Annotated in this window: 26 protein-coding genes and 2 pseudogenes; 7 read left to right on the forward strand and 21 right to left on the reverse strand. The window is 72.5% G+C overall.

Features of this window, described 5'->3' with window-relative positions:
- Positions 1-280: 280 nt before the first annotated feature.
- The 3 genes from AB1460_RS27335 to mdoC all read left to right on the forward strand — a co-directional run bounded on the left by AB1460_RS27335 (position 281) and on the right by mdoC (position 3,769).
- On the forward strand, positions 281-1,081 hold the full coding sequence (locus tag AB1460_RS27335) for an enoyl-CoA hydratase/isomerase family protein (RefSeq protein WP_368964983.1): 801 nt from the start codon (positions 281-283) through the stop codon (positions 1,079-1,081).
- 98 nt (positions 1,082-1,179) lie between these two features.
- A complete protein-coding gene (locus tag AB1460_RS27340) occupies positions 1,180-2,031 on the forward strand; it encodes a hypothetical protein (protein ID WP_368964984.1) in 852 nt (283 codons plus the stop codon).
- Positions 2,032-2,341: 310 nt separating this feature from the next.
- The gene (gene mdoC / locus AB1460_RS27345) at positions 2,342-3,769 is read left to right on the forward strand and encodes a glucans biosynthesis protein MdoC (RefSeq protein WP_368964985.1); all 1,428 of its coding nucleotides are present in this window, start codon (positions 2,342-2,344) and stop codon (positions 3,767-3,769) included.
- Here mdoC and AB1460_RS27350 read toward each other — a convergent pair.
- The 17 genes and pseudogenes from AB1460_RS27350 to mpaB form a co-directional block, all read right to left on the reverse strand.
- Positions 3,711-4,385, reverse strand: a complete 675-nt coding sequence (locus tag AB1460_RS27350) for a GOLPH3/VPS74 family protein (protein ID WP_368964986.1) — start codon at positions 4,383-4,385, stop codon at positions 3,711-3,713. The two genes, mdoC and AB1460_RS27350, sit on opposite strands and share 59 nt — an antisense overlap.
- A 116-nt stretch (positions 4,386-4,501) precedes the next feature.
- The gene (locus AB1460_RS27355; protein WP_368964987.1) at positions 4,502-5,647 is read right to left on the reverse strand and encodes a glycosyltransferase family 2 protein; all 1,146 of its coding nucleotides are present in this window, start codon (positions 5,645-5,647) and stop codon (positions 4,502-4,504) included.
- Between the two features lie 15 nt (positions 5,648-5,662).
- Positions 5,663-7,426, reverse strand: a complete 1,764-nt coding sequence (gene mpaP, locus AB1460_RS27360) for a daptide biosynthesis intramembrane metalloprotease (RefSeq protein ID WP_368964988.1) — start codon at positions 7,424-7,426, stop codon at positions 5,663-5,665.
- 213 nt (positions 7,427-7,639) lie between these two features.
- Positions 7,640-8,383, reverse strand: coding sequence for an ABC transporter permease (locus AB1460_RS27365; protein WP_368964989.1), 744 nt, complete (start codon positions 8,381-8,383; stop codon positions 7,640-7,642).
- The gene (locus AB1460_RS27370) at positions 8,361-9,128 is read right to left on the reverse strand and encodes an ATP-binding cassette domain-containing protein (protein ID WP_368964990.1); all 768 of its coding nucleotides are present in this window, start codon (positions 9,126-9,128) and stop codon (positions 8,361-8,363) included. The genes AB1460_RS27365 and AB1460_RS27370 overlap by 23 nt, the downstream gene beginning before the upstream one ends.
- Positions 9,125-9,355 carry a hypothetical protein gene (locus AB1460_RS27375; RefSeq protein ID WP_368964991.1) on the reverse strand — a complete coding sequence of 77 codons (231 nt, stop codon included), beginning with the start codon at positions 9,353-9,355 and terminating at the stop codon, positions 9,125-9,127. Before AB1460_RS27375 ends, AB1460_RS27370 begins: the two co-directional genes overlap by 4 nt.
- A gap of 134 nt (positions 9,356-9,489) precedes the next feature.
- Complete coding sequence (locus tag AB1460_RS27380) at positions 9,490-9,678, reverse strand: daptide-type RiPP (RefSeq protein WP_368964992.1); 189 nt, start codon at positions 9,676-9,678, stop codon at positions 9,490-9,492.
- A 148-nt stretch (positions 9,679-9,826) separates the two neighbouring features.
- Positions 9,827-10,009, reverse strand: coding sequence for a hypothetical protein (locus AB1460_RS27385; protein WP_368964993.1), 183 nt, complete (start codon positions 10,007-10,009; stop codon positions 9,827-9,829).
- 98 nt (positions 10,010-10,107) lie between these two features.
- Positions 10,108-10,290: a hypothetical protein gene (locus AB1460_RS27390; protein WP_368964994.1), complete on the reverse strand. Its 183-nt coding sequence runs from the start codon at positions 10,288-10,290 to the stop codon at positions 10,108-10,110.
- A 52-nt stretch (positions 10,291-10,342) separates the two neighbouring features.
- On the reverse strand, positions 10,343-10,489 hold the full coding sequence (locus tag AB1460_RS27395) for a hypothetical protein (RefSeq protein WP_368964995.1): 147 nt from the start codon (positions 10,487-10,489) through the stop codon (positions 10,343-10,345).
- A gap of 49 nt (positions 10,490-10,538) precedes the next feature.
- The gene (locus AB1460_RS27400; protein WP_368964996.1) at positions 10,539-10,694 is read right to left on the reverse strand and encodes a hypothetical protein; all 156 of its coding nucleotides are present in this window, start codon (positions 10,692-10,694) and stop codon (positions 10,539-10,541) included.
- Positions 10,695-10,849: 155 nt separating this feature from the next.
- Complete coding sequence (locus AB1460_RS27405) at positions 10,850-12,049, reverse strand: IS701 family transposase (protein ID WP_368964997.1); 1,200 nt, start codon at positions 12,047-12,049, stop codon at positions 10,850-10,852.
- A 148-nt stretch (positions 12,050-12,197) separates the two neighbouring features.
- Positions 12,198-13,421: pseudogene (locus tag AB1460_RS27410) on the reverse strand (YcaO-like family protein); the annotation flags it as partial.
- Positions 13,418-14,836, reverse strand: coding sequence for an iron-containing alcohol dehydrogenase (locus AB1460_RS27415; protein ID WP_368964998.1), 1,419 nt, complete (start codon positions 14,834-14,836; stop codon positions 13,418-13,420). The gene AB1460_RS27415 and the pseudogene AB1460_RS27410, both read right to left, overlap by 4 nt.
- Entirely contained in the window at positions 14,833-16,170 is a 1,338-nt protein-coding gene (gene mpaD, locus AB1460_RS27420) for a daptide-type RiPP biosynthesis aminotransferase (protein ID WP_368964999.1), read from the reverse strand. Before mpaD ends, AB1460_RS27415 begins: the two co-directional genes overlap by 4 nt.
- Complete coding sequence (mpaM, locus tag AB1460_RS27425; RefSeq protein ID WP_368965000.1) at positions 16,167-17,168, reverse strand: daptide-type RiPP biosynthesis methyltransferase; 1,002 nt, start codon at positions 17,166-17,168, stop codon at positions 16,167-16,169. The genes mpaD and mpaM overlap by 4 nt, the downstream gene beginning before the upstream one ends.
- A complete protein-coding gene (mpaB, locus tag AB1460_RS27430; RefSeq protein WP_368965001.1) occupies positions 17,165-19,231 on the reverse strand; it encodes a daptide biosynthesis RiPP recognition protein in 2,067 nt (688 codons plus the stop codon). The genes mpaM and mpaB overlap by 4 nt, the downstream gene beginning before the upstream one ends.
- Before the next feature lie 637 nt (positions 19,232-19,868).
- On the opposite strand from mpaB, the gene AB1460_RS27435 reads away from it, so the two are divergent.
- The 3 genes and pseudogenes from AB1460_RS27435 (at position 19,869) to AB1460_RS27445 (ending at position 21,846) form a co-directional block, all read left to right on the forward strand.
- Positions 19,869-20,405: a response regulator transcription factor gene (locus AB1460_RS27435; protein ID WP_368965002.1), complete on the forward strand. Its 537-nt coding sequence runs from the start codon at positions 19,869-19,871 to the stop codon at positions 20,403-20,405.
- Between the two features lie 247 nt (positions 20,406-20,652).
- A pseudogene (locus AB1460_RS27440) lies at positions 20,653-20,820 on the forward strand (Na+/H+ antiporter NhaA); the annotation flags it as partial.
- 255 nt (positions 20,821-21,075) lie between these two features.
- Positions 21,076-21,846, forward strand: coding sequence for an SDR family NAD(P)-dependent oxidoreductase (locus AB1460_RS27445; protein WP_368965008.1), 771 nt, complete (start codon positions 21,076-21,078; stop codon positions 21,844-21,846).
- Positions 21,847-21,912: 66 nt separating this feature from the next.
- Here AB1460_RS27445 and AB1460_RS27450 read toward each other — a convergent pair whose 3' ends face one another.
- The 4 genes from AB1460_RS27450 to AB1460_RS27465 form a co-directional block, all read right to left on the reverse strand.
- Positions 21,913-22,521, reverse strand: a complete 609-nt coding sequence (locus AB1460_RS27450) for a DUF6082 family protein (protein WP_368965003.1) — start codon at positions 22,519-22,521, stop codon at positions 21,913-21,915.
- 49 nt (positions 22,522-22,570) lie between these two features.
- Entirely contained in the window at positions 22,571-23,194 is a 624-nt protein-coding gene (locus AB1460_RS27455) for a DUF6879 family protein (RefSeq protein WP_368965004.1), read from the reverse strand.
- Positions 23,187-23,450 carry a hypothetical protein gene (locus AB1460_RS27460; protein WP_368965005.1) on the reverse strand — a complete coding sequence of 88 codons (264 nt, stop codon included), beginning with the start codon at positions 23,448-23,450 and terminating at the stop codon, positions 23,187-23,189. The genes AB1460_RS27455 and AB1460_RS27460 overlap by 8 nt, the downstream gene beginning before the upstream one ends.
- A gap of 385 nt (positions 23,451-23,835) precedes the next feature.
- On the reverse strand, positions 23,836-24,126 hold the full coding sequence (locus AB1460_RS27465) for a hypothetical protein (RefSeq protein WP_368965006.1): 291 nt from the start codon (positions 24,124-24,126) through the stop codon (positions 23,836-23,838).
- A gap of 71 nt (positions 24,127-24,197) precedes the next feature.
- Here AB1460_RS27465 and AB1460_RS27470 point away from each other — a divergent pair.
- Positions 24,198-25,112: acyl-CoA dehydrogenase family protein (locus AB1460_RS27470; RefSeq protein ID WP_368965007.1), on the forward strand; the 915-nt coding region annotated here is incomplete at its 3' end.

A 25,112-nucleotide genomic window follows, 5' to 3' on the forward strand; every position in this document is an offset into this window, starting at 1 on the left:
GAGGTGCTCTATGGTCGCGGGGGCTCGGGGATGGGTATACGCGACGGGGCCTGTCGCCGCCGACGGGCCACCGGGCCGCAGGTCCCGGCCCCCGGCGAGATCGACAGTGGAACCGGGAATCGCACCGGCGTACAGTCCCCACCCGGCAGATCTCCGACACCGGTGTCAGGACGCACGCTTCAGGCACTGACAGGCAGGTACGGCGCTGCCGCGAAGGCGCGGAGCAGCACGGCGCAGGGCGTCCGGAGGCCGAGCACGTGGCGCAGCACTGGGGAGAGAGATGACAGACGATCTTGGGGCGGCCGGTCTGCGGTTCGAGCGGGACGGCGTGATCGGATGGTGTGTCATCGACCGGCCCGCGGCGCGCAACGCCCTCACTCCGGCGATGTACTTCGGCATCAAGCGGGCCGTTCGGCTCGTCAACAGCGATCCCGATCTCGCGGCGCTCATCATCACGGGCACGGGTGACGTGTTCGCCCCGGGCGGCGACCTGGGTGGTCGGGCCGAGCCCGGGGACTCGCTTCCCGACGACCTCGGCAGCGAGGACGTCCTGCCCTTCCTGACCGTGCGGGACAGCCGGGCACCGGTCATCTCGGCGGTCAACGGGATCTGTCAGGGAGGCGGGCTGCTGATCGCCATGCTGTCCGACATCGCGGTGGCCAGCGACCGCGCCACCTTCCGCGTGCCGGAGCTGCTGCGCGGCATCCCCGACGCCGTCTACGCGGCCGTTCTGCCCGCGCACGTGGGGCTGGCGATGGCCCGCGACCTGATGCTTTCCGCGCGCCGGTTCGGCGCGGACGAGGCGCAGCGACTCGGGGTCATCAGCCGGGTCGTCCCGCACGAGCAGTTGCGGGATGCTGCCCTGGCGGCCGCCGGTGAGATCCTGCAGACCGCCCCGCAGGCCCGTATGCACGTCAAGCGCATGCTCAACGAGCGGTACGGCCTCATCGACTTCCAGACGATGACCTGGGCGTTGCAGACATCTCCCGAGCTCCGGGAGGGAATGCGCGCCTTCATGGAGAAGCGTTCGCCCGCCTGGATCCCCCAGGATCCCCAGCCGGCGCCCCGCGATCCTGCCTGACGGCGACGGCGACGGCTGGCCCGTCGCTCGGAAACAGCCATCGTGTTTCTGTCGGTGGGTCCCGGTACGCTCCTCCCGTCACATTCAGGGGAGGGTCCATGCTCGGTTTCGCCGCCCTGCTCTTTCTGCTTTTCTGCATGCCGTTGCTCGCGATCTTCGCAGCCATCGGCCTCCCGGCCGGTGTCGCCGCCGTGCTCGCGGCTCTTCTCGCGGGCCTGCTGTTGGGGGGCGCTGCTCTTTTGCTGGACGAGCGCCTCCCCACTCTCGCCAGTGTCGCCGGGACGGCGGCGGAAGGGGCCTTCGTCCTGACCGGGGTCGGCGTCGTGGCCATCGTCGGGATCGGCTACCACAGGCTTGGTCTCACCCCCGGTTTCAGCGCGCTCGCCGCTCTCGGTTCTCTCGCGTTTCTCCTCATCGTCGTGACGCTCGCCGGAAAGCGAGGAGGTCCGGACCGGCGGCGACTGTCGGAACAGCTGGCATGGGAACGCGTTCACGACGGCGAGCTGCACCCGACCACGCTTCTCACCACCCAGAAACTCATCCATGCCCTGCGGCGGGCCGGCGAGGGCAACGAGGCGATCGCGCTGACCGAGGAGACCCTGGCACGCGTGCTCCACACCCGGGGGCCCGACGACGAGGATGCCTTGCGCTTCGCCGCGCTGCTGGTCACCCTCAAGGCCGACTCGCCCGCATACCGCGAGGTCCGGGCCTTGGCCGAAGATGTTCTTCCGCGGCTGCGCCGGGTGCGCGGCGAGGATGACCGGATGACACTTCAGGTCGCTCGGTGGCTCGGGTTCATCATGATCAGAATGGGTGAGCCCGCCGACGCTCTGCGGCTGCTCACCGACGTCCACGATCGCCTGTGCCGCGCCCAGGGCCCACGCGCGGAGGAGACGCGCGCGACACGCGCCCTGCTCGACCAGCTCCAGGCCCAGCCCGGGCCGCAGTAGGGGTCCACCTCGCGCTTCCACCGCGCCCTCACCGCCAGCCGCCGCGCCCACCTGGCACATCTTCCTCATTTCCCGCAGGACTTCGGCGCTTTCTTTCTCTCCTTCCGGATGCTCGGGAGGTGACCTTTCTCCCAGTGGTGTCACATCTCATTCGAGAAATGCGGGTGAGTGCGGCATCGATGCGGTCGGAGGTCTTTCCAGGTGCGTAGCATCATCGCCGATGTCCTGGTCGCCGTGCGGTCCACACGGCGACCCAGGACTGCGAAACAGGCATCGGTCGCGGGGCGCGCGGTGAAAGGGGCTGGAACCTGTGGCAGAGCCGGAGAAGGGGCCCGACGGGGGCGGGCGAGACCACAGCCTGGACGCGTTGCGGGGCATCCTCATGCTGGTAGGCGTCTTCGTGCATGTCGCGACGCTGGGCGTCGACCCGGTGTTCGACGGTATCGCGCGGGCCTCGAGCCTGTTCCGCATGGAGGCCTTCTTCGTCATCTCCGGATTTCTTTCCGCGCTGCTCGTCGCCAGGTACGGCGCGGTTCGCGCGGTGCGCCGGAGATGTGTCGCGGTGGGGATTCCGCTGCTGACCACGCTGGTCCTGGTCAACCCGCCGACCCTCTGGATGATCAGCGTCTTCCACGGCCGCGAGGCGTCCTTCACCGAGTACCTGCGCGCCGCCGCCGGGCCGGCGTTGACCGGCCGGCTGAACTGGTACCTGCACCTGTGGTTCCTGCTGGTGCTGCTCGGTTTCGCGCTGCTCACCCCGGCGGCGGCGCGCGCACTCGCCGCGCTGACCCGGACCCGCGGCTACCAGCGGGTGACGGCCGGGCGCCCGGCGGCGTTGACCGTGCTCACGCTGTCGGTGCTGGTGGCCATGGCCGCCGGGCGGACGTGCTGGAGTGTGGCGATCGAACCGGTGCTCGGCGCCGGCTTCCACGCCGACATCGTCCGCAGGGTCCTGGAGTTCCTGCCGTTCTTCCTGCTCGGCCTGCTGCTGCGACTGGACCAGGCGCGGCTCATGCCCGCCTTCCGCCGGCCCACACCCGTCCTGCTCGCGGTTTCCGGGCTGCTGCTGCTCGCCTCATGGCGGCAGTGGGTGGACGTCCTCTCGGTGGGCACCGGGCGCCTGCTCGTCGAGACCCTGTTCGCGATCCCGGTGACGGCGACCCTTTTCGCGGTGGCAGGACGGTTCGGGACCCGGCCGCATCCCGTCTTCCAGTACCTCTCGGACGCGTCCTACACCGTCTATCTGCTGCACTTCTTCTGGATCTTCTTCTTCGCGCGCGTCCTCGGCCTGGACCCCAGCCTCGGGTTCGGCCAGATGACGCTGCTCGTCGTCGCCACCTACGCCGCCACGTTCGCGACGCACCACTTCGTCATCCGGCGGTCCGCGGTGCTGCGGATGATGTTCAACGGTAAGCGGGCGACCACCCGCGGCCACAGCGCCGCCGCCCAGGGGAGCATGCCGACGCCGGTACGTCCCAGCCCGCAGGCCCCGTCGGTCCCACCGGCTGCGGCGGCTGCGGCGGCCGCGGCGAAGCCCGGCGTGCGGCGACCGGCACGCCCCGTCATCAGCAACCCGCGATCGACCCGGGTCCCGCGCTGCTCGGCCAGCCCGGCCACGGCGCCGCGGCCAGGCGGCCCAGGCGGCCCAGGGGGGCCGGGCGGGGCGGGTGAACCGGCGGTCAGCCCGAGGCTGCCGCACCACCGGCGGACGACGCGGCCAGCGCGGCGAGGAGGCTGACCCGAACGGCGTCCACGGCTGCCCGCAGCGCCTCGCCGAACGCGGTGGTGCCGGCGACGGCGGCTGCCAGCGCGCCGGCCTCGGCGCGGCGCTCCGCAGGTACCAGGGGAGCGGCCAGGCCGAAGGGCTGGAGAGCGCCCAGCAGCGCCGCGTCGGCCGGCGTGGCGGCCCGCGCCGAGGTGAGAACCGCGGCGAGCCGCTCGCGTACGGCCTGCACCGGCGCGGGTTCGCTGACCGGGTGCCGGGTCACCCGGAAGACCAGGGCGACCCGGCCCTTCTCCTCCGCGAGGATGCCCCGCTCCACCAGCGCACGGGCCACCGTCTCCCACAACGGCGCCACAGCCTGGGGGAGCGCGGCGAGGGCGGTCTCCAGGCCCACCGGTGTGCCCGCGTGCAGGACCGCCTCGTGCGCGGCACGCAGCAGTGGATCGGCGTCGGCGCCCGGCCCATCCGCTCCCGCCACGAGGACGCCGTCGTCGAAGCGCAGGTGCCCGGCCTCGGTCAGCTCGGCGACGAGGGCGGCGGCAAGGCCCACGTCGGCTCCTACACCGGCGATGTCCTTGCCGTTCTCGTCCAGTGCGAGGAGCAGGAACTTCTCGGCCATGGTGATGTCCATGCGAGACATCATCGCGGCTGTTTCCCGGGTTGACAAAGGCGATGTGCCGGGCTGGAAATACACCTGGAATACACCCTGAACATGCCCCCGGTTTCCTGTTCTGTTCACCTCGTGGATTAGCTGGCCGTTCTCTGGCGCGTCGGGGTGGCCCGGCCGGCGCGGAATGCCGCCGGTGCCCCGTCGTGGCGCCGGGAGAGGACATCGCCGGTCAGGGCGAGCTGGCGCGGCTGGCGGCGGCGCAGCAGCGCCGACAGCCGCGCCGCATGGTCGGCTGTGCCGCACCAGAGCGGCAGCCCGACCACCACCGGGCCGCCCTGGTTCGCCGGCTGTCTGCGCACCACCAGATCGGGCCAGGCGGCTGCCGCGGCCCCCGCCGATGCCAGCGTCCGCTCGACGAGGTCGATGACCGCCGCCGGGGGCACGGGCCCGGCGGCGCCCGTCGCCCGGTGCGGCCAGCGCAGCTCACCCGCGGTGGCCAGGTCGCGGTACCAGGCGATCTGGTCCGCACGGGCGGCTGCGCGCAGGGCCTCGGCGGTGTCCTGCCCGCGCAGCACCGCGACGGCACGTGCCGCCCGCGCAGGATCGGGGAAGCGGGCCAGCCGGAGCAGGTGCTGGCGGGGCACGGTGCCGCGCCGGCTCGCCGCCCCGTCCGCGAGGACGGCGGTGCGGGCGTCCACGGTGACGAACCGGGTGCCGGCGTCCGCGAGGCGCAGCCACAGATCCCAGTCCTCCAGGCCGGCGTCGAGGCGGCGCCAGCCGCCGACGGCGGAGGTGACTCCGGCCCGGTGGGCCACCCGGGACGGCTCGAACAGCGGTGAGGCGACCTGCAGCTCCGGGTGCCAGAGCAGGTCGAGCGGGCCGGTCGCCGAGGCGCGGCTGCCGTCCGGGCCGATGCGGACGGCTCCGGTGGCGGCGACCTCCGCCCCGGCGGCGCCGAGGGCGTCCAACAGCCCGGCGAGGTGGTGCGGCAGCCAGGTGTCGTCATGGTCCAGATAGGCGATGATGCCGCCGCGGGCGTGCGCGATCCCGATCTCGCGCACCGGGGCCGGGTGCCCCTGCCGCTCTGCCCGCAGCAGGCGCACCCGGCTGTCCTGGCCCGCGTGGGCGGTGACCACCTCGTCCGTGTCATCGGTGGAGCCGTCCGAGATGACCAGCAGCTCCCAGTCGGTGACCGTCTGGGCCTGGACCGAACGGAGGGTGGGCAGGATCCGCGCCGACCGGTTGTAGGTCGGGCAGATCACCGAGACCGCGGGAGCGGGCATGACGGCTCCCCGCCCTCAGCCGAAGATCGAGCGGACGGCCGGGGCGAGGTAGGTGCTGACCAGCCAGCCGCCGGCACTGATCCGTCCGATCTCGACCTTGGCCAGACCGGTTCCGCCCAGCTGTGAGGTTCCCTCCCGCGGGCTGGTGCCGTCCGGCAGGCGGATCACGTCGAGTCGGTGGAAGGTGGCCGAGACGGTCTCCGGTCCGCCGCGGACCGGGACCACAGTGCCGATCGGGGCGAAGCGCGAGCCGGTGTCCGCTGTCTGGCCGCTGGTCGTGGCGGTCGCCACGGTCTCGCCGCCCAGCAGGCCCATCCGCCGCAGGTCCACCTGGTATCCGGCGCGGGTGGCCGCCGGGTCGCTGCCGGTGGGCAGCGCCAGCAGCACCTGGCCGTCGGCCACCACGTACCCGGCCCGCACCGTGCGCGGGACGTCCAGCGAGAGCGCCCCGGCCACGCACAGCCCGACGAGCAGGGCCGGGACGAGGACGAGCCGCGGGATCCGGGCCCCGGCGTCCCGGGCCTCGACGAGCAGCCGCCACCCGGCGCGGGTGAGCAGGAACAGCATCGCGCCGATCAGCGCCAGGGCGGCGACGGCGCCGACCGGTCCCATGGCGACGAGGCCGCCCAGCCACGACTGGGCCGCGAACGCGACCAGGTAGACGGGAAACAGGATGCAGCACAGGCCGAACAGCGCACTCCAGCGCAGCCGTGGCAGCTCCCGCCGGTACCGCCCCCCGAAGAGGATCTTCGCGGTGGCGCGCCGGGCGTCCGTCATCGACTTGCGGCGCAGGTGCGGGATGTCGAGGTGCGACATCAGCGCGATGTACCCGTCGAACTTGACGAAAGGTGTGAGGTTGAAGATCCCGTAGAGGTAGCAGGCGAGGGCCAGGCCGACGACGGCGTCGTGCGCGTCACCGGGGGGCAGCGCGAGGCTCACCAGCGCGGCGATCCCGGCGCACACCCACTGCACGGCGACGCCCGCGAGCGCGGTCGCGACCCGGTACCGGGAGTGCCGCAGACGCCAGCCGTCGGAGATGTCGCAGAAGAACGCCGGCGTCAGGTAGAAGAGCATCACGCCGAGGCGGCGGGGCCGCCCGCCCAGCGCCGTGAGCACGGCGGCATGCCCCATCTCGTGGACGGCCGTCACCAGCAGCAGCCCGCCGAGCACGATGCCGTACTCGGGCAGCCCGAGCGGGTGGCCGACCACCCGGCGCAGTGACCCGCCCTGCCAGGCCAGCGCACCCAGCCCGGCGACCGCGATCGCCACGTAGATCCCGCATGCCACCGGCGCCATCAACCGGCGCAGCGCCGGCCGGAAGCGGCCCAGCACCCGGCTGGGGTCGACCAGCGTCACCTGGATCGACATCGGCGGCTGGTAGCTCACTCGCCGCGGCATCCGCGGTATCGGTAGCCAGCCCAGGCGGCGGCGCGGCCGGGCGGGTCCCGCATCGGCGAGGTCCGCCGCGTCGACGACCAGGCCACTGCGGACGAAGGCCCGCAGCGACCGTGTCACCACCTCGGGCGACCACGGGCTACCGAGGTGCGCGGCCAGTTCCGCCGCGTCGCGGGTGCCGTCCAGGGCGGACAGCAGGATGGCTGCGTCCGCCCCGACCCGCAGGTAGCGCTGCGGCCCGACCTGCGCCACCCAGACGTCCGCCGCGTCGACCGGCGGGTGCAGGCAGGCATCCGCCGCCAGCACCGGGTGCCGGGGGACGGGGTCGGGCTCGGTCAGCACGAGGCCTGCGCCGGCGATCGGCGCCGCGGCGGGCGCGGGCACAGGGGCAGGCACAGGCGCTGGGCCAGGCGCAGAGGCAGAGGCAGGCGCTGGGACAGGCGTCGGGGAGGAAGGCACGATGGTGGTCGGAACGGACATGGTCGGATGTCCCCTCGTCTGTCTCCGGGGAGGTCAGGTGGGCCGGGCCCGGGCCGGGCGGCGTCTGGCGGCGTCTGGCGGCGTCTGGCGGAAGGTCGCGGGGCCGGGTGGGTGGGGTCAGGTGACGTCGCGCCGCCGCAACAGGCGCTCCGAGACGGCGGCGGCCACGGCCAGCCACCCGCAGAACAGCAGCAGCCCCCACGGCATCGACAGCACGTCCACGGTCGTGTCGCGGTAGATGGAGGCCTGGGCGCCGCCGGGCAGGAAGCGGGCGAAGCCGGGAATCCAGGCGTTCAGCGCACTCTCGACCACCAGGGTCCACACGAGCGTTGCGATCACCGCCGGGACCTGGGCACGGATGACCCAGCCGAGGAACGTCCCCCAGGGCGCGGCCAGCGTCGACACCAGCACCAGGCCCACGCAGATCAGCCAGGACTCGCGGTCGAGCACCAGGCTGTCCCCCCGCGCGCCGAGCGCGATCCACCCGGCGAGCAGGCCGGTCCCGGCGCCGGCGACGCCGAACAGGAAGCCGGCGAGCAGGCTGACCGCCGCCTTGGCGGCGAGGACGTCCCGCCGGGCACGGGCGATCAGCAGCGACCGACTGATCGTTCCCGTCCGGTACTCGCCGGTGACCATGAGTACCCCGAACAGCGCGGAGAACAGCAGGTTCGCGAAGCCGAGACGGATGATGTCGTGGGAGGCGGCCGCCGCGGTCGTCTGCCCGGCGGCGAGATCGTCGTGGACGATGCCCGACGTGCCGAGCATGGACAGGACGTCCATCAGGGTGGCGGTGAGCAGGAGAGCGGGCAGCAGCCAGCCGCTGCGTGCCTTCAGCAGCTCACTGCTGATCTGTCTGCGCATCGCGTCCCTCACCTCGTGCGCCGGCCCCGGCGAGCGCCGGCTTCGTGAGCAGGTCGAAGAAGCGTTCCTCCAGCCGCGAGCCGTCGCCGGTCAGGCTGTCGAGCTCGCCGACGAACAGCGCACCGCGGTTGATGACGACGATGTCGTCCACGGTGTTCTCCAGTTCGGCGAGCATGTGGCTGGAGAGCAGGACGGTGCGGCCGTCGGCCGCCTGCCCGCGCAGGAAGATGCGCAGCCAGCGGACGCCCTCCGGGTCGAGGCCGTTCGTCGGCTCGTCGAGGACGAGCAGGTCAGGGTCGCCGAGGAGGGCCGTCGCGAGCCCGAGCCGCTGGCGCATGCCGGTCGACCAGCCGCGCAGCCGGCGGTCGGCGGCGTGCGCCACCCCGGTCAGCTCCAGTACCTCGGCCACCCGGCGCTCGGGCAGGCCGGCGGCGCGCGCGCAGACCGTCAGATGCCGGCGGCCCGAGTGCGCCGGGTTGATCCCGACGCCGTCCATGCTGACACCGACGCGACGCGCCGGGTCGGTGAGAGCGGAGTAGTGCGCGCCGAAGACGCTGGCGCTGCCCGACGTGGGCCGGATGAGACCGAGCAGGCCCCGCAGGGACGTGCTCTTGCCGGCCCCGTTCGGCCCGACGAGGCCGACGATGCGGCCGGGCAGCACCTCGAAGCTCAGATCCTCGACGGCCAGCGTGTCACCGAAGGATTTGGTGAAGCGGTCGAAACGCACCACCGGTGCCGTTGTCATGATCTGCCACCGCCGCCCCGGCTCACCGCCTGGCCGATGAGCACACCCATGCCGGTGATCAGGGCGAGCATCGCCACCAGAACCAGAACTCCCAGCACGGACGTGCCGGCGTGCGGACCGCGGTTCGTGAACATGGCGGCGAGGGCGACGAGAAGACCCATCGCGCTCACCAGGGCGGCCAGGGTCTGCGGCCGGCTGGCCGCGGAGAGGGCGAACTTCCGACTCATAGTGTTCTCCTCGCCCGAGGGCCCGGGGCCGGCCGCGGCCGGCCCCGGAGTGTCACGGGTGAACATCGGGCGGACCCGGTCCGGAATTCGAAGCGGAAACGAAGGAAGCGGAAACCGAACCCGGACCGGAACCGTCAGGTCAGGGCGATGGCGGTACCGATGACGGCGACCGTGAGCGCGCCGGCCTCGGCGCCGACCCAGAAGGCACGCCAGTCGAACGGGGCGTCGAGAGCCTCGAGCTCGTCGACACCCAGCTCCAGCAGGACACCGCCGATGTCGTCGAGCCCGGCGGCGGGAACCTCGCGGATGGTGGAAGCGGTCATGTTTCACCTCCAGACGTCAGGGGCAGATGCGAAGATGTCCGTGCCATGAGCAGGCGCGGGAGCGGGCGGCTACCATCCGCCCGCTCCCAGCCTGTTCAGGTGATGCGGGAAGCGGCCTCGATCACCGCGCCGGCCAGGTACGAGCCGGTCAGGTGATGGCGACGCCGATACCGATTCCGGCTCCGCCGGCCGCGACCACCGCGACGCCGACCCGGAATCCCTGCCAGAAGGCGCCCCAGTCGAAGAGCGCCTCAAGGGACTCGAGTTCCTCGACGTCCAGCGACAGCGACGGGGTGTCGTTCCCGGGCCCGATCAGAACGGACGCGAGCATCTTTCACCTCCTTTGCGATCTGCTGTCCGATGAGGAGTGGACGCCCGCGGCGGGGTGCCACCGGGCCTGGGCCCGGCCCCGCCGTGGGTACGGGCCGGTCAGGTGATGGCGATGCCGACACCGATGCCGGTGCCGACGACACCGACGACCGCGACGCCGGCCCGGAAGCCCGACCAGAACCCGTTCCAGTCGAACAGCGCTTCCAGGGACTCGAGCTCCTCGACGCCCAGCGAGAACAGCTGGCTGTCGAACGGCTTCTCTGCAGTGGTGAGTGCGGACACAGTTGCACCTCCTTTCCGGTGGGAAGGGAAGGCGAACCGGCCGGTTACCGAATCAGGTTGCGGCGAGCCCGGCGTTGAATCCCGCCCAGAACGCGTCCCAGTTCCAGCTCCAGGGAGCCTCCAGGGGTTCGAGCTCCTCGAGGTCCAACGCGAGGGGACGGCCGCCCGGGGGCTGCTCTGGGGTGGTCGGGTCGAGCATCTTCGTTCCGCCTTTCCTGAAATCGAGAAAAATCCGGCCGGAAGCCGGATCAGGTGATGGCGACGCCGATCGCGATGCCGCCGTACAGGGCCCCACCGGCGACCACGGCGCCGGCACCGAAGCCGAGGACGTACTCCCACCATGCCGGGGCCTCGAGGCCCTCCAGCTCTTCGACACCGAGGTCGAGCGCGGGCACGAACTCCATGCGATTTCACCTCCTGAAAGAATTTCTCACAGAGCACTGACGGCGCTTTTCGCGTCTGTTTCTCTGTGATTCTCATACTAGGGTGGCCCACTATTCTCTGTCAGTGAACCGGTGGTGAACTCGCGCGTTCTGTCCCAGCTTTTTTCTGCGGGATCTCAGCTGGCCGCGCTTCGGTCCGCCAACCGCACTTCCGGGCTTCCGCCGGTGCCCGCGGCGGCGAGCATCGCGAGGGTCAGGTGCCGGTGCCACCCGGTCCACCCCCGCACCCGGTAACTGTCCAGACCGACGGCTTCCCGGGCCCGCCGGACGCCGAGCTGGACCGCGTCGGCGCGACGGGCGGCCTCCACCGTCTCGTCCAGCGACGTCCCGCGCGGCACGTGGCAGGCGTAGAAGAACGTGCGCGGCTCCACCGCCAGCGACCCGCGGTGCAGGGAGAGCATCGGGACCCGCTCCACCAGCAGCCGGTGCTCCCACCGGCCGCCCCGTGACGGGCGGACCCGCACCTGGGTCCAGGTCGCGCCCGGTGCCCCGCCCCGGCCGGGTGCGCCGAGGCCGCTCCCGCCAGGCCCTGGCCCCTCGCCTGCGGGCTGGCTGCTCACCGCGGCCGACAGCGCCGCGGCCGTGACCCGCCGGCCCATGGTCGTGCCGAGAGCCGTGCCGGGATGGATACGAGCCGCGAAGGCGATGTCGTGCCGCGCGAGCCAGGAGCGCAGCCGGTCGTCGGACCCGAGCGCCGGGCCCAGCACGATCCAGCGCAGCGGCAGCCGGCGAAGACCCCGGCTCACCGCCTCACCCGCGAGCTCCCGGGTACTGCTGCGTTGGCGTTCGTCGGGAACACCGGCAGCGTGGCGCAGCCTCCGGTCGGTGTCCCAGGGGCTCGGCAGGCAGAGCTCGCGGTCCACCAGCATCGAGTGCTCGGGGGTGTCATAGGCCGCCAGCACCGCCACCTGGCAGCTTTCGACCCGTCCGGTCTCGGCCAGGTAGCGCGGGGCCGCTCCGACGAAACGCGGCCCGCGACCGGGGAACACCACCTCGTCGACGACCAGGGCGGCGTGGGCGTGGACATACCGCTCCCGCACGTAGTCGAGGAGGTCGTCGCGGACGAGGTCGGCGTCCCACCCGGCGGCCGTCAGCAGACGCTGCATGCCGTCCGGGCTGGTCTCGCCGGCGGCCGAGGCGAGCGCCTGGCCGTGCCGCGCCCCGGGCAGGGCGACCAGGCCTCGCAGGTAGGCGAGGGCCCGTCGGCGGGGCTCGGGCCGACCGAACCGGTGCGCGACACGTCCGTGCAGCAGGTCCAGCTCGTCCGGTACTTCGCGGATCCAGGCGCGGGCGTCCAGAACAGAGTCCGTCGTCATCTGGCACCTCCAACGGGTGGATCGCGCCAGGTGGCACCCCGCCCGACCGGGCGAGCCGCGTCGGCGCGTCGGCGAGCCGGCTCCGCAGCCAGGTGAACGCGTGTCGCTCGTCCATCCGCAGGGCGTGCATGCCGACTGGGATGATCTTCACGGCTTGCCAGCCCATGTCGCGCACGGGCGACGGCAGCCGATGGGTGAGCGACACGGCGACCGGCCGGGCGCCGTCGCGCGCGAGATCACATACGAGATCCGCCGCGGACCGCGCGCGAATCCCGGCTGCCTGGCCCGTGCCGCTGGTCGAGCCCGTGCCGCTGGTCGAGCCTGTGCCGCTGGTCGAGTTCGTGGCGCCGGCAAGCTCCTCCCGCGGGCGGAAACCGGCGGTCCACCGTTCGACCGCGTCGACCGCGTCGGGCGTCGTCCACAGACGGGCCCGGTCCAGGTCACAGGTGACCTGGGGCAGCGCGGGGGTGGGCGCGTCGGAGTACCACTCCGCCACGCCCCGCAGGACCGCCCGGACCTGGAAGGTCTCCCGGAACGCGCCGAGTGTGGCCTCGGCGCGCGACGCCGAGGCCCGGGAGCCGACGGCGGCCAGCGGCCGCCGACCACTCCGGTCGACGAGGATGCCGACGACGCACTCGACCCCGCGCAACGCCGTCGGGATGGCGCCGAAGGTCACCGTGAGCCCGAGGTCGTCGGCGGCGCGTGCGAGCCGGCCGATCTCCCGGGCGACCGCTGGCGGAGCCGGCCCCGCCAGCAGGCTCGCCAGGTCGACGCGCTCCAGCCGCAGCTGTGCTGCCCACGCGACCATGACGGCGTCCCGTTCGGCGATCTCGTGCAGGGCATTGCACAGCGCCATCTCCTCGCCGGCGCCGGCAGCGGTGCCGGACGGGGTCGGATCGAACCAGCGCAGGGAGCTGGCATCGCCGGCCGGGTAGTCGACCAGAGCCGACGGGACGGCGACATCGTCCCCGCTGACCAGGTCCCGTCCGATCATCCAGGTCAGCGACTCCGGATCAGCCAGAGGGGAGCCCAGCGCGACCTCGGGGTCGGCGAACGTCAGGCGCCGGCCCGCGGCAGCGGAGGCGCGAGTGGTCGGAGTGGTAGGAGTGGTCGGAGTGGCCGGAACACGCAGCGCGAAGCGTTCCACCGCCTCGCCGGCACCGCGCAGCAGGGTGTCCCCGGGGCGCACCCCGGCGGCGCCCACCAGATGCAACGGATAGTCACTGTCTCCGAGCCCGCGATGGCCACCGTTCTCGAGGCCGCCGATGTCGATCGCCACCGTCCACAACGGGTGGTTGGGCGCGGGCGGAACCATGGACGTCCCGCGGGCGAGGCCCGAGGCGACGTCCAGCGTTGCCCGTGCGTCGATCATGACGCCGCTCCGACCGGCCCCGGCCCCGGCCCCGGCGCTTCACCGAGCGACCGCCGCAGCAGGTCGCTGACCTCGGCGTGGGTGATCCCGGCCAGCGGCGGCAGACCGGCACCGAAGGCGTTCGTGACCCGCCGGGCGATCACGTCCAGCACAGCCGGGGTGGGCGCGGGGCAGGGGGGCACGCCCCACCGGCGGGCGAGTCGGCGCAGGCCGGCCGTGGCGTCGTCCCCGACCTCGTCCGTGCTGGCGTCCCGCACGGCCCCCCACGCCATCGCCAGCCGCTCGGCGGTACCGAAGCGGCTGTCGCCGGCGGCGACGCGGGCCCACACGCCGGTGGCGACGGGAACCGTCGCCACCATCTTGCTGACGCCCAGCACGCTGGACACCTCGTTCGCCAGATACCAGGCCTTGCCACCGAACGGGTCCCGCCCGGTCAGGGCCCAGCTGGCGTGCGTGTAGGCCGACAGCTCGGCTGCCAGCAACCGCTGTCCGTCAGTCGCCCCACGGCCGTGCGCACCGTCGGAGGGGAGGCGGTCGGACGGGAGGCGGTCGGAAGGCACACTGCTCTGCGCCGCGAGACGGTCGCCGAGACGGACCAGGTCTGCCACGAGGGCCAGACCGGCGGTGTCGCCGACCGTTCTCGCGGCGGGTCCGCCGACGAGCGGGCCGAGGACGCGCAGCAGCGCCTCCAGGACGCCCTCGACGACCATCAGACGAGGCAGGCCGCCTGTCGCAGCCGGGTCGAGAACGGCGACCTCCGCCCGCATCCGCGCGCAGAGCGCCAGCCGGTGCCGGCCCCGGACCTCCACGCACGCCACCGGGCTGATCTCGGACCCGGTCCCGATGGTGGTCGGGACCAGGATCCGCCGCGGCTTCGGGCCGGCTTCCGGGCCGTTCGGTGCCGACGGTGCCGACGGTGCTGACGGTGCCGAGGGGGACGAGGGGGACGAGGGCGCCGAGGGCTGCGACGGCAGGGCGACGACCCCGGCGCGGCCGGCGGAGAGCCGGGCGGGAACGGTGGCGTCCGCCAGCACGAGCCAGCCGAGCTTGACCAGGTCGAGCAGGCTGCCGCCGCCGATGGCGACGACCGTGTCCAGCTGGTCGGACGTGGCCCGCTCACGCAGCCAGGCGGCCATGGCGTCGACCTCGGCCAGACCGGCCTGTCGCGGGTCCACAGCCAGGCTGTGGAGCGTGGCAGGGCTCCCGCGGAGCTCGGCGACGGCGGGCGTGCCGGTCACGCCGATGTCCACGACCAGCCCGATCCGACGCCCGGCCGCCAGCTCCTCGTCGAGCACGTGCTCCAGCGCGCCGGGCCCTGCGACCACCCGGGTCGGGCAGGACCACTGCCAGCTGCCGTCCGTGTACCGGCCGCCCCCGGCGCGCGGCCGGGTGTCAGGTCGTGCCGCGGCGTTCATCCGCTGACCAGGTCGGCCGCCATGCGGCTGTCGGGACGGAGCTGCTCGACCCGGCCCGACCAGACCGCCGTCAGGCCGCGTTCGACGCAGTCGAGCAGCTCGGCGAGGTCGCCGTCGGTGTAGACCAGTGGCGGGACGAGCTGGATGCCGGCCGGGCCGGGGTGCACGGCCGCACCCGCCAGCCGGATCGCCTCGACCGTGGCGGCAACATCGTCCGGGGTGTACGGCTCGCCGTCCGGGCGGGCCAGACTGAGGTGGCGGAAGCAGCCGCGGCCCCGGTGCGCCACCGCCGCCGGATGACGGTCGGCCAGGTCAGCGAGCCCGGCGCCGAGCCGGTCGCCGAGAACGGCGGCGCGGGAGACCACGTCGAGGCGACGCATCTGCGCGACCGTCGCCGTGATCGCGGCACAGGTCGGCGGCGTGCCGGCGTTCGTCTCCCCGTGCGCCAGGACGGCGTCCGCCTGGTCGAAGACCGCCCGGATCCCGTGCGACACCACCACCGCCGAGCCGGCACACGTCCCGTTGGTGAGCCCTTTGGACAGCACCATGACGTCCGGCGTCACCGGCCAGGTCTGGGAGGCGAACCACGTGCCGGTGCGGCCGAAGCCGGTCGCGACCTCGTCGGCGACGATGAGGAACCCGTACCGCTCCCGCAGCTCCGCCAGCTCGGCGAGGAAGTCGTCCGCCACCTCGTGGGCGCCGGTGCCGAGCACCGGCTCGACGACGACCGCGCCGATGTGCGTGCCCGCCCCGGTCACCAGCCGGCGCAGCTCCGCCGGGTCGGTGTGCCCGACGTGCCGGACGAACCGGCGGTCGACCAGGTAGAGGTCCTGGCCGAGCTCCTCGCCGGTGAGCGCGGAGCTGCCGTAGGTCAGCCCGTGGTAGCTGTCGCGCAGGCCCACGATGAGGCGACGTCCCGGCTGGCCGCGCAGCGCCCAGTAGTGTCGGACGATCTTCATCATGGCGTCGTTCGCCGCACTGCCGGACGTCGAGAAGAGCACCCGGCCGAACGTGTCGGCTCCGCAGAGCTCCACCAGGGTCCGCGCGGCTTCCAGCGCCCACGGGTGGCTGCGGCGGAACAGGGTCAGGTAGGAGGCGTCCAGCATCGCGCGGTGGACGCTGTCGGCCACGGCCTGGTTCCCGTAGCCGATGTTGACGTTCCACAGTCCACTGGTGGCACACAGGGCGTCCACGCCGTCGGCGAACCGCAGCCGCACCCCGTCGGCCGCCAGGACGCGGGTGGCGGGGGAGTCGAACCGGCTGGGCGGGGACAGCAGCTGCCACAGCTCCCCGCTGCCGTGCGCCGGGAGGAGGTCTGCCGTCTGCGTGCTCATCGACGTTCTCCCTCGTGGTCCTCCGCGCGGACGCAGCGCAGCAGGACGGTCGAGCGGTCCGGTTCCTGGCCGCCGGTGACCTGCTGACGTGCGACGGCGGTCAGGCCCGCCGCGGCGAGCTCCCGTTCGAGATCGGCGGTCTCCAGGATGCGGACCCGGCTGGTGAACAACCGGTGTTCGACGGCGCCGGACGGGGCGACCGTTGCCCGCAGGGCGCTGATCAGCCGCTGCCGGGCGGTCCCGTCGACCCACTCGATCAGGGTGATCAGCGACCCACCGAGCCCGTCCGATCCACCGCGCCCGTCCGACCCGTCTGGCCCGTCTGGCCCACCCGGGACGGTCAGGACGTGGATGTTCTCCCGAACGGGCTGAGCCAGCATCGGCCCGCGGCGCATCTGGAGCGTGCTGAAGAGGAAGACACCCGCGGGGGCGAGGTGCTCGCGGACGGCGGCGAACATCGCCGCCCGCCCCGCCTCGTCCAGCAGTGACACCGAGGTCGCCCCGAGCACGACGGCGTCGAACCGGCGTCCCAGGTCGAGGCGGGTCATGTCCCCCTCGACCAGGGTCAGGCGCGCCGGGCCGCCGTCCCGACGGACCTGGCCGTCGGCGAGGTGCAGGTGCCCCGCCGGCTCCGCCTTCGCGGCGAGCAGGCGCAGCATCATCGGGGACTTCTCCAGCGCCACCACATCGTGGCCGTCCGCCAGCAGCGGCAGGGTCAGTCTGCCGGCGCCGGCGGCGAGCTCCAGCACGGACCGGCGGGCGCCGCCGAGGACGGCGAGCAGCTCGGTGACCTCGTGCTGGTCCCCGCCGCCGATGACGTCGTAGAGGACGGACCCCTGCTCCGAGTAGATGTCCTCCACCGGGAGCGCGCCGCCGAACATCCGCAGCAGGGCGCCGGCGGTACCGGGCCGGTCGGCCGCTGCGGCGGAGAGGCCCGTCGCGGCTGCCGGTGACGCGGCCGGGTGCGGGGTCGTCAGGGCGGTCGCCGCCGCGCTCATCGGACCGCGCCCGGTGCGGCGAGCGTGCCGTGCGTGCCATCCGGGCCGTGTGTGCCGTGCGTGCCGTCCTGCGCCGCGCGAGCGGCGCTGAAACCGGCCAGATCCACGCCGGAGCGGGCGAAGGTGGTGATGAGAGTGGTGAACCCGTCGCGGATGGTGTCGGCGGGTGCCCGGGTGTGACCGCGTCCGAGCTCCACGGCCCGCTCTCCGGGACCGGCGACGAGCAGGATCTCGACGAGTGCCGCCGCGGCTGGGCTGATCCGGAACACCCGCAGGTCACCGGCGGTGACGAGCAGCGCCGCGGAGCGGTCTCCCACCAGCAGCGGGGCACCCGGTGCCTCGACGTCCGCCGTGCTGTCGGTGAGGGCCTCGACCAGCCGGCCGCCGAATCCGGAGACGACCGGCTTCCTGAAGCCTTCGTGCCGGGCGCGCCGCAGCGCGTCCAGGCTCCACAGGAAGCGGGACAGCCAGGGCCGTTCCCCGCGAGCCTGCCGGGCCACCTCGGAGGGGACGACGTCCGCCAGGCAGGGGTCGTCCACGCCACTCGGGACGGTGAGCCCCGCCCGCCCGGTGAGTCCGGTGAGGTGGCCGAGGACCGCTCCCCCGGGCGCGGGGCGCACCGTCCCGTCCGCGGCGACGAACAGCCGGCGCCCCTCCCGACCGGCGCAGGGATGCAGGGTTCCGAGCGCGCAGCTGTCGGCGATCTGGACGAGCGGGTGCAGCAGGTGCTCGGGGAACTCGCCGCGGCTGCGGGCCGCGTCCGCGTCCTCGAGGAAGACCGCGTAGTCGATCTCGGAGGTGATCCGCAACAGGGTGGGGCCGACGAGCGACAGGTACGCGCTCGACGAGTAGTCGTAGGTCTGCAGGAAGAAGTCGTCGCCGATCATGAGATCGTCGCCCGGCTCGGTGGCGGAACCGGTGTAGCGGACGAGCGAGCCCACGACCGCGGCCGGCGTCCGCGCGGCCGGCTCAGCCGGGGTGAACACCAGGGTGTGGAAGTCCGCCAGGCCGGTGTCCGGGTCGGTGACGGCGGCGAGGTGCTCCGCCGAGGCGAGAACGATCTCCTCGGGCCCGGTGGACGGTCCCGGTCCGCCCGGTCCGCCGGGTCCACCCGGTCCGCCGGGTCCGGCTGGTCCGCCCGGTCCGGCTGGCGATGAGCCGGTGCCGGGGAGCCCGCCGTCCGCCGCCGGCAGGCGTCCGCCGGTCGCCCACCGACCGAGGCGGCCGCTGACCTCCTGGATGTGCTCGGCGCTCCCCGGCTGCTCCACCAGGAGCCCGGGGGCGAGCCCGAGGAGTTCGCCGGACATCAGCCCGTCGTCCGTCGTACCCGCCCGCAGCGACACCCGCTGGCCGCTGATCTTCGAGGCCACGCGCTGGACGTCGCCCGGGCCGAGGCCGCGCAGGTCGAGGTCCAGGGTGAAGCCGCGGCCGAGGCCCAGCATCGCGATCGCCTGGGCTGCCCCGGTGATACCGGTGACGCGAATCTGGACGACACCGGCGGCCTCCGCCAGCTCCGCGACGGTGCCGACGCCGGCCTGCTCGACGAGGCTGGCCGCCAGGGTGGCCGACCAGCACAGCGTCTCGGCCTCCGTGGCCATGGTGGCGAGTCCGGCCAGCGCGGCGAACGACGTCAACCGGCGCTGGACGTCCCCGACCGACCCGGAGAGCCCGTGCAGCGGCACTGGTGTGGTCGGCCTGTCGTCCTGTGTCCGCATCCACTCCAGCTCGGCGGCCAGCAGGTCGGCCGGTCGGTCGACGAGGGTGCCATCGGCCTCCTCGGCCACCAGCGAGAGGCCGATCCGGGGTATCTCGCCTGCCGGCGAGACCCCGTCGAGGTAGGGGCTGCGGCGGAGGTCCGCCGCCTGCCAGGGAGCCGAGATCTGGGCGAGCAGGCCCGCCAGCCCCGCGCCGGCCGCGCCGGCCGGGTCGGAGGGGTCGGAGGCCGGGCGGACGAGGCCGCCCGAGACGCCGTCGGCGGGGTCCGCCAGGGCGGCCCGCCATCCGCGCCCGCAGTAGGCGTCGGCACATTCACACTGGTCGATCCAGATAATTCGGCCATTCACGGACCGCGATGTTCCGGTACTTTCCGGGGCCGTTTCTGGTGCGGTGTCCTGTTGCCCGGATATCTCGTCCGCTCGCGCGACCATGGAGCGCAGACGGGGGAGGGAACAGGCCGCGTCCGGTGTGTCGACATCCAGGCCCCGGTCGGCCAGGGCGGCCTGGGCGAGACGAAGAGGCCAGCTGGGCCGGGTTCCGAGGATCTCGGTGACCTGGCCGCTGTGGTGTTTCCGCAAGTCGAGGAGGGTGAAGCGGTGCAACTGAAGACCTCCGGTGCGTGGCGGGAGCCGCGGCAGGGAACGCGGGCGCCACTATGTCCGCCGAATGTCGGCGGTGTCTGTCCTCCCCGGTGTCCCCAAAAAAGTCGACACAGTACAGCTGCATGTTCATCGTCCGTTTACGATCCGTAGCCTGATCGTAAATATCGTTTAGTTACTCTCGGCAGTCGACATACCGTGAAGGAGAATCGTGGTGGATCTTGTCTGCCCGTCATCCCTGAAGGTTGGAGTCGTTGGTGCCCGCCCACTGTTCCGATGGGCGGTCCAGCAGCTGTTGATCCGAGAGCCGGATATAGCGACCCCGGTTATCGGAGAAAACGGCGCGGACCTGCGGGAAACTCTGTGGTCGGCGGGAGAGGCAGGGTTGGACATCGTCATCCTCGACTTCGCTGCCGGTTCCGGATCGCCGGCCGAAGCGGTTCGTGACGTCAGGTCTCTCGGCAGGGTGCTGGCTGTTTCGGAGTCGCAGGACGGCGACGAGGCTGTTTCCCTGCTGAAGGCGGGCGCCTGCGGCTATATTTCGAGCGGTGCGCCCTGCTCGATCTTCGCGGTCGCGGTGCGTGCCGTCGCGATGGACGGATTCTATCTTCCGTCCCCGCTCGCCGAGTCCTTTCTCTCCGATCAGGCGCTTTATGCGTCGGCGTCGGACCGCGCGCTCGACACGGCGGCGCCGGATCCCGCGCGCCCGCAGCTGTCCGAACGGGAGGAACAGGTACTCGGCCTCATCGCCGAGGGCCTCACCCATGGTCAGATCGCGACCAGGCTGGGGGTCGCGGTCACCACGGTCAACACGTATGTGAAGCGGACCCGCGCCAAACTGATGCTGGGGAACAAGGCGGAACTGGTCCGGGTGGCCCTGGAACGCCGCGTCGTGCCCGTCCCGGCACCGCTGCGGCAGTAGTCGCCGTGCTCTCGGTCCGGCGGGTGGCGACGACGTCCGCGGCCCGCGCTGTGCCAGGTCAGCGGGTCGGCGGGTCGGCGGAGACATTCCGCACAGGGCGGGTGCGGCTCGCCCGGGGGCGTGACCGGGCCGGTGTTCGCGCTGATGGCCGCGGGCGTCTCTCTCGTCGACGGCGGGATCGGCTCGGCACTCACCGATCCGGTCGCGCTGGGCGTCGCTCGGCCTGCTGCTGGGCAAGCCGGTGGGGGTGCTGACGTCCACCTGGCCGCTGGCCCGCTTCCCGCGGGCCGAGCTGGATCAGGATCTTTCCTGGTGGGACGTCTTCGGTGTCGCGCTGCTCGCCGGTGTGGGCTTCACTGTCTGCCTGCTCCTCGGCGAGCTGGCCTTCGGTACCGGCGCGGAGGAGGACACCCATGTGAAGATCGCGATCTTCGTGGGATCGGTGGCCTCGGCGTTGCTCGCCACGATCGTCTTGCGCACGCGCAACCGCGTCTATCGCCGTCTCGAAGCGCTGGAGCTCGCCGCCGCTGACATCGCTGACCCCGCTGACCCCGCTGACCCCGCTGACATTGCTGACCCCGCCGTCGAGGTCCGCGCCGAGGTCCCCGCCGAGGGCACGGGTGCCCGCCGAACGCCGATCGGCGAGACTGGGACCGTGACTGAAGATGAGATGCGTGCACCTGATCGGATGTTCGACCTTTCGGGGCGGGTCGCCGTCGTCACCGGCGGCAGCAGAGGTATCGGCCGGGCGGTCGCCCAGGGCCTCGCCGCCGCCGGGGCCGACGTCGTGGTCGCGAGCCGCAAGCTCGACGCCTGCAAGGAGGCAGCCGCGCAGATCGAGGTGGCGACTGGACGCCGTGCCCTGCCCGTCGCCTGCCACGTCGGCCGGTGGGACGACTGCGACAGCCTGGTGGACACCGTCTACGCGGAGTTCGGCCGCTGCGACGTCCTGGTGAACAACGCCGGCATGTCGCCCGTCTACGACAGCCTCCCCGCGGTGAGCCGGGAGCTGTACGACAAGGTCCACGCCGTGAACGCGAGTGGACCGTTCCGGCTGAGCGCCCTGGTCGGCACCCGGATGGCGGCGGGGGAGGGCGGGTCGATCATCAACGTCACGACGGCCGGCTCCCTGCGCCCGAACGCGAGCGACCTGCCCTACGCGATGGCGAAGGCGGCCCTCAACGCAATGACACTCGGCCTCGCCGGAACGTGGGCGCCCAGGGTGCGGGCGAACCTGGTCCTGCCAGGCGCGTTCGACACCGACATCACCAGGGCCTGGGGCCCCGACGCGAAGCGCACGGCCGCCGAGATGAACCCGATGAAGCGGATAGGTGCCCCCGGCGACATGGTCGGAGTCTGCGTCTTCCTCGCGAGCGAGGCCTCCGCCTACGTCAACGGCGCCCAGATTCTCGTGGACGGCGGCCTGTTCCGGAGCCTCTGACGGCAACCGGCCGAGCGGAACCCGAGCCGAGCCCGGTCCGGTCTCGTCAGCTCCGGCCCGGTCTCGTCAGCCAGCGCTCGGCGGCGCGCTGGAATCAGGATCCGGTACCGGAGCTGGCGACGCGATGCGGAGGTACTCCTCGTCGACGATGGCATGAAAGCGGCGCTTGCGGCGGCTGCTCACCGACCGGGCGCGAATCTCACGGCTGCCCTCCCAGAATCGGCGGCCGTCCGGGCCGGCCAGCACGATGCGAGCGGCTTCGTGCAGGGCGACCTCGGTGAGCGCGTTCAGCTCGAACATGAGCTCCCAGTGCGAGAAGATCATGTTCACGTAGAGCTGGGCGCGCTGCTCCTCCGGGTCGCTGGAGTCGAAGAACTCACCCCAGCAACGCCGGTAGACCTCGTCGTCCATCGCCATCCGCAGCAGGTCCACATGCAGTGAGCGAAGCGCCTGGTCGCGGCTCGCCTTCGTCTCCCGGGCCTGGAACACCAGCGAGACCGCCACGCCGGCCAGCGCGAGTACGGAAAGCAACGCCGCCGCCGCGCCGTAGGTGGTGGCGATGTCGCCAAGCTCGTTCCAGTCGTTCGACTGGCCACGCGCGGCCGTCAGGATGAGCGGAGCCGCCGCCAGTGCCCCGATTCCGATCATGGCGACGACGACGAGTGCGACCGCCATGGTGGAGAGTCTCGTTCGGCTCATGGCAGGACGGCGGGCGCGACGGTCCTCATCCGCCCGAGTTCGCCCCGGTCACCGCCGGCGGCGGCAGCATGGCCACCTCCCGGGCAAAGAACGGGCGGAAATCCTCCGCGTGGTCGTACATCCGGGCGATCTCGCCCACGCACGCACGCACCACGACCGGATCATCCACGCGGCGAGCGCCGCGGTACTCGCCGTCAGGCGCGTACAGGACCTCGTACAGGACGGTGTCATCGAGAGTGAGGACCTCGGGCAGCAGCCGACGTGTCTCCAGCGGGGCGACCCGGGCCGCGTCGAGAATCCTGATCCGTTCGCCCGCCAAAGTGCGATGCCGGAACACCTGCATCTCCCACTGCAGGTAGGGCGTCAGCGGATGCTCGACGATGCGCACCCGCCGGCGCTCAAGGGCCGGCGTGCTGGCGAGATCGTCGGCGATCGCCTGGCGCATCGGGCCGTCCATGATGGCCAGCGAGCGATTCCAGTCGCCTTCGTCCAGGGCGACCCAGCTCGCGACCTCCGGTGACAGGAAAACAGGCCGGCGCTCCAGCTTCCAGCAGATGCCGCGGGCCTTCTGGAAACGTGGCCAGAAATCGTCGAGATACTCGTCCTCGTCGAGCGGGACGCCGATGACCTCGGCGAGACTCTCAAGCATCCGGGATGTCCGGCTTCGCGGAGATGAGCATCGCCCGGGGGATCACGACCAGCCGCTCGTTCGCGCCCACATGGACCCCGGCCGGGAGCCGGTGCCGGTAGTCGGCGGTCAGGTCGTGGCCGACGACCGCGACATCTCCGTTGTCGAGTTCCCAGATCTCGGGGCATCGGGGGGTGGCGTCGGTGGCGTTGAGTTCGGCGGCGGAAAGACCGAGCCGACGACTGAAACCAGCAGCTGGATCCGCGTTCCAGGCCATGCGCCACCTCCGGTAGTCACGCGTGACTATCCGCCCCCGAATGCCCCGCATGGGTCGAAGCGGGATGCCGTTCCGCGTCAAGTCTATTACGAGAGGTGACATCTGTTCCTGTCTTCGTGAAGTTTCGGGAGCGTCTTCGTCGCGGCCGGGGAATGTAGGTCACCCTTTGTGGCCGATGTCGTGCCCGGGGGTGCGGAGGTGCTGGTCAAGCCAGAGAAGCCCACGGTCGGGCCGTCGGCCTGGTGGGCTGGTGGGCTGGGGGGCGCTCGCTGGCGCGGTGACGCCAACGAGATGATCAGCTGTCCCGTCGCGGCTGCCCCACCGTCGGCCGCGCCGACCGGCTGTCGCTGGCCGCGGCCGCTGGATCGCATCCCGAGGGGTGCCGTCAGGTCGGGATCCGACTGCTTCCTACGGCCCAGGCCTGACTGTGTTTTGACTGGGTTGAGGATGTGGTAGCGTCTTTCTCGCTGACAAGAATCAGCTTCTCGGCTGAAGAGAACTGATAGTAACTCGCGGCCGGGTCGGATGGATCTCCGGTCGCAGGCCGGTCGCCCCGGGCGGCGTCGGCGTCGGCGTCGGCCATCCGTGCCAGCGAGCCTGTCGTCGGGTCAGGGAGGACCACGATGTCGATGCCTTCGGAGTCTGCAGCCCGCCACACCGCTGTCTTCGCCGCCACCTCCCGCGCCGCCGGTCGAAGGCGTCGAGACGTCGGCCTGGTCGGCAGGCACGACAGTCGGGGCGGCTGACGTGGAGGTCGCGGAGTTCCGGTCGGCCGTTCGGGCCTGGCTGGACGAGAACGATCTGACGCCGGGGCCCGACCACTCGCTCGACGGCCAGGTGGCGCAGCTCGCCCGGGTGCGCCGGGAGCTGTACGACGCCGGGTGGATGCGGTACGGCTGGCCCGCCGAGGTCGGGGGGCTGGGTGGCCCGGCGGTGCTGCGCGCGGTGCTCGGCGAGGAGGTCGCCACCCGCGGCCTGGCCGAGCCGGGCATCTACTCGATGATCGAGGTTCTCGTCCCGACGCTGATCTCCTACGCGCCGCCGGCGCTGGCCGCCGAGATGGTGCCGCTGCTGATGTCGGGCGCGGAGAGCTGGTGCCAGGGGTTCTCCGAGCCCGGTTCGGGCAGTGACCTGGCGTCCCTGTCGACCCGGGCCGAGCCGCGCGGCGACGACTGGGTGATCAACGGGCAGAAGGTGTGGACGAGCCTGGCCCAGTACTCCCAGCGCTGCGTGCTGCTCACCCGCACCGCGCCGGGCCACGGCGGCATCACGGCGTTCTTCGTCGACATGGACACCCCGGGCATCACCGTCCGTCCGCTGGAGATGATGCACGGCGTCGAGGAGTTCGCCGAGGTCTTCTTCGACGACGTCGTCGTGCCCGGCAGCCGCATGCTCGGCAAGCCCGGCGACGGCTGGCCCATGGCGATGGACCTGCTGCCGCACGAGCGGTCGACCTGCTTCTGGCACCGGATCGCACATCTGTTCACCCGGCTGGACAAGCTGCTGGAGCAGACGACCGTGCCCGGCGACGAGGCCGACGCCGATCTGGGGGCGGCGTACCTGGCGCTGCACACCATCCGCTGCCGCTCCCACGCCACCCAGCGCACCCTCGCCGACGGCGCACACCTGGGCCCGGAAACCTCCATCGACAAGGTCCTGCTC

It is taken from the genome of Parafrankia sp. FMc2, assembly GCF_041008525.1.
In the GTDB taxonomy this organism is placed as follows: domain Bacteria; phylum Actinomycetota; class Actinomycetes; order Frankiales; family Frankiaceae; genus Parafrankia.

What these genes read in the sequence shown, in the direction of transcription:
- AB1460_RS27335 (WP_368964983.1), top strand. Translation starts at nt 281, where the DNA reads ATGACAGACGATCTTGGGGCGGCCGGTCTGCGGTTCGAGCGGGACGGC.
- AB1460_RS27340 (WP_368964984.1), top strand. Translation starts at nt 1,180, where the DNA reads ATGCTCGGTTTCGCCGCCCTGCTCTTTCTGCTTTTCTGCATGCCGTTG.
- AB1460_RS27350 (WP_368964986.1), bottom strand. Translation starts at nt 4,385, where the DNA reads ATGGACATCACCATGGCCGAGAAGTTCCTGCTCCTCGCACTGGACGAG.
- AB1460_RS27355 (WP_368964987.1), bottom strand. Translation starts at nt 5,647, where the DNA reads ATGCCCGCTCCCGCGGTCTCGGTGATCTGCCCGACCTACAACCGGTCG.
- AB1460_RS27365 (WP_368964989.1), bottom strand. Translation starts at nt 8,383, where the DNA reads ATGCGCAGACAGATCAGCAGTGAGCTGCTGAAGGCACGCAGCGGCTGG.
- AB1460_RS27370 (WP_368964990.1), bottom strand. Translation starts at nt 9,128, where the DNA reads ATGACAACGGCACCGGTGGTGCGTTTCGACCGCTTCACCAAATCCTTC.
- AB1460_RS27375 (WP_368964991.1), bottom strand. Translation starts at nt 9,355, where the DNA reads ATGAGTCGGAAGTTCGCCCTCTCCGCGGCCAGCCGGCCGCAGACCCTG.
- AB1460_RS27380 (WP_368964992.1), bottom strand. Translation starts at nt 9,678, where the DNA reads ATGACCGCTTCCACCATCCGCGAGGTTCCCGCCGCCGGGCTCGACGAC.
- AB1460_RS27385 (WP_368964993.1), bottom strand. Translation starts at nt 10,009, where the DNA reads ATGCTCGCGTCCGTTCTGATCGGGCCCGGGAACGACACCCCGTCGCTG.
- AB1460_RS27395 (WP_368964995.1), bottom strand. Translation starts at nt 10,489, where the DNA reads ATGCTCGACCCGACCACCCCAGAGCAGCCCCCGGGCGGCCGTCCCCTC.
- AB1460_RS27400 (WP_368964996.1), bottom strand. Translation starts at nt 10,694, where the DNA reads ATGGAGTTCGTGCCCGCGCTCGACCTCGGTGTCGAAGAGCTGGAGGGC.
- AB1460_RS27405 (WP_368964997.1), bottom strand. Translation starts at nt 12,049, where the DNA reads ATGACGACGGACTCTGTTCTGGACGCCCGCGCCTGGATCCGCGAAGTA.
- AB1460_RS27415 (WP_368964998.1), bottom strand. Translation starts at nt 14,836, where the DNA reads ATGAACGCCGCGGCACGACCTGACACCCGGCCGCGCGCCGGGGGCGGC.
- mpaD (WP_368964999.1), bottom strand. Translation starts at nt 16,170, where the DNA reads ATGAGCACGCAGACGGCAGACCTCCTCCCGGCGCACGGCAGCGGGGAG.
- mpaM (WP_368965000.1), bottom strand. Translation starts at nt 17,168, where the DNA reads ATGAGCGCGGCGGCGACCGCCCTGACGACCCCGCACCCGGCCGCGTCA.
- AB1460_RS27445 (WP_368965008.1), top strand. Translation starts at nt 21,076, where the DNA reads ATGCGTGCACCTGATCGGATGTTCGACCTTTCGGGGCGGGTCGCCGTC.
- AB1460_RS27450 (WP_368965003.1), bottom strand. Translation starts at nt 22,521, where the DNA reads ATGGCGGTCGCACTCGTCGTCGTCGCCATGATCGGAATCGGGGCACTG.
- AB1460_RS27455 (WP_368965004.1), bottom strand. Translation starts at nt 23,194, where the DNA reads ATGCTTGAGAGTCTCGCCGAGGTCATCGGCGTCCCGCTCGACGAGGAC.
- AB1460_RS27460 (WP_368965005.1), bottom strand. Translation starts at nt 23,450, where the DNA reads ATGGCCTGGAACGCGGATCCAGCTGCTGGTTTCAGTCGTCGGCTCGGT.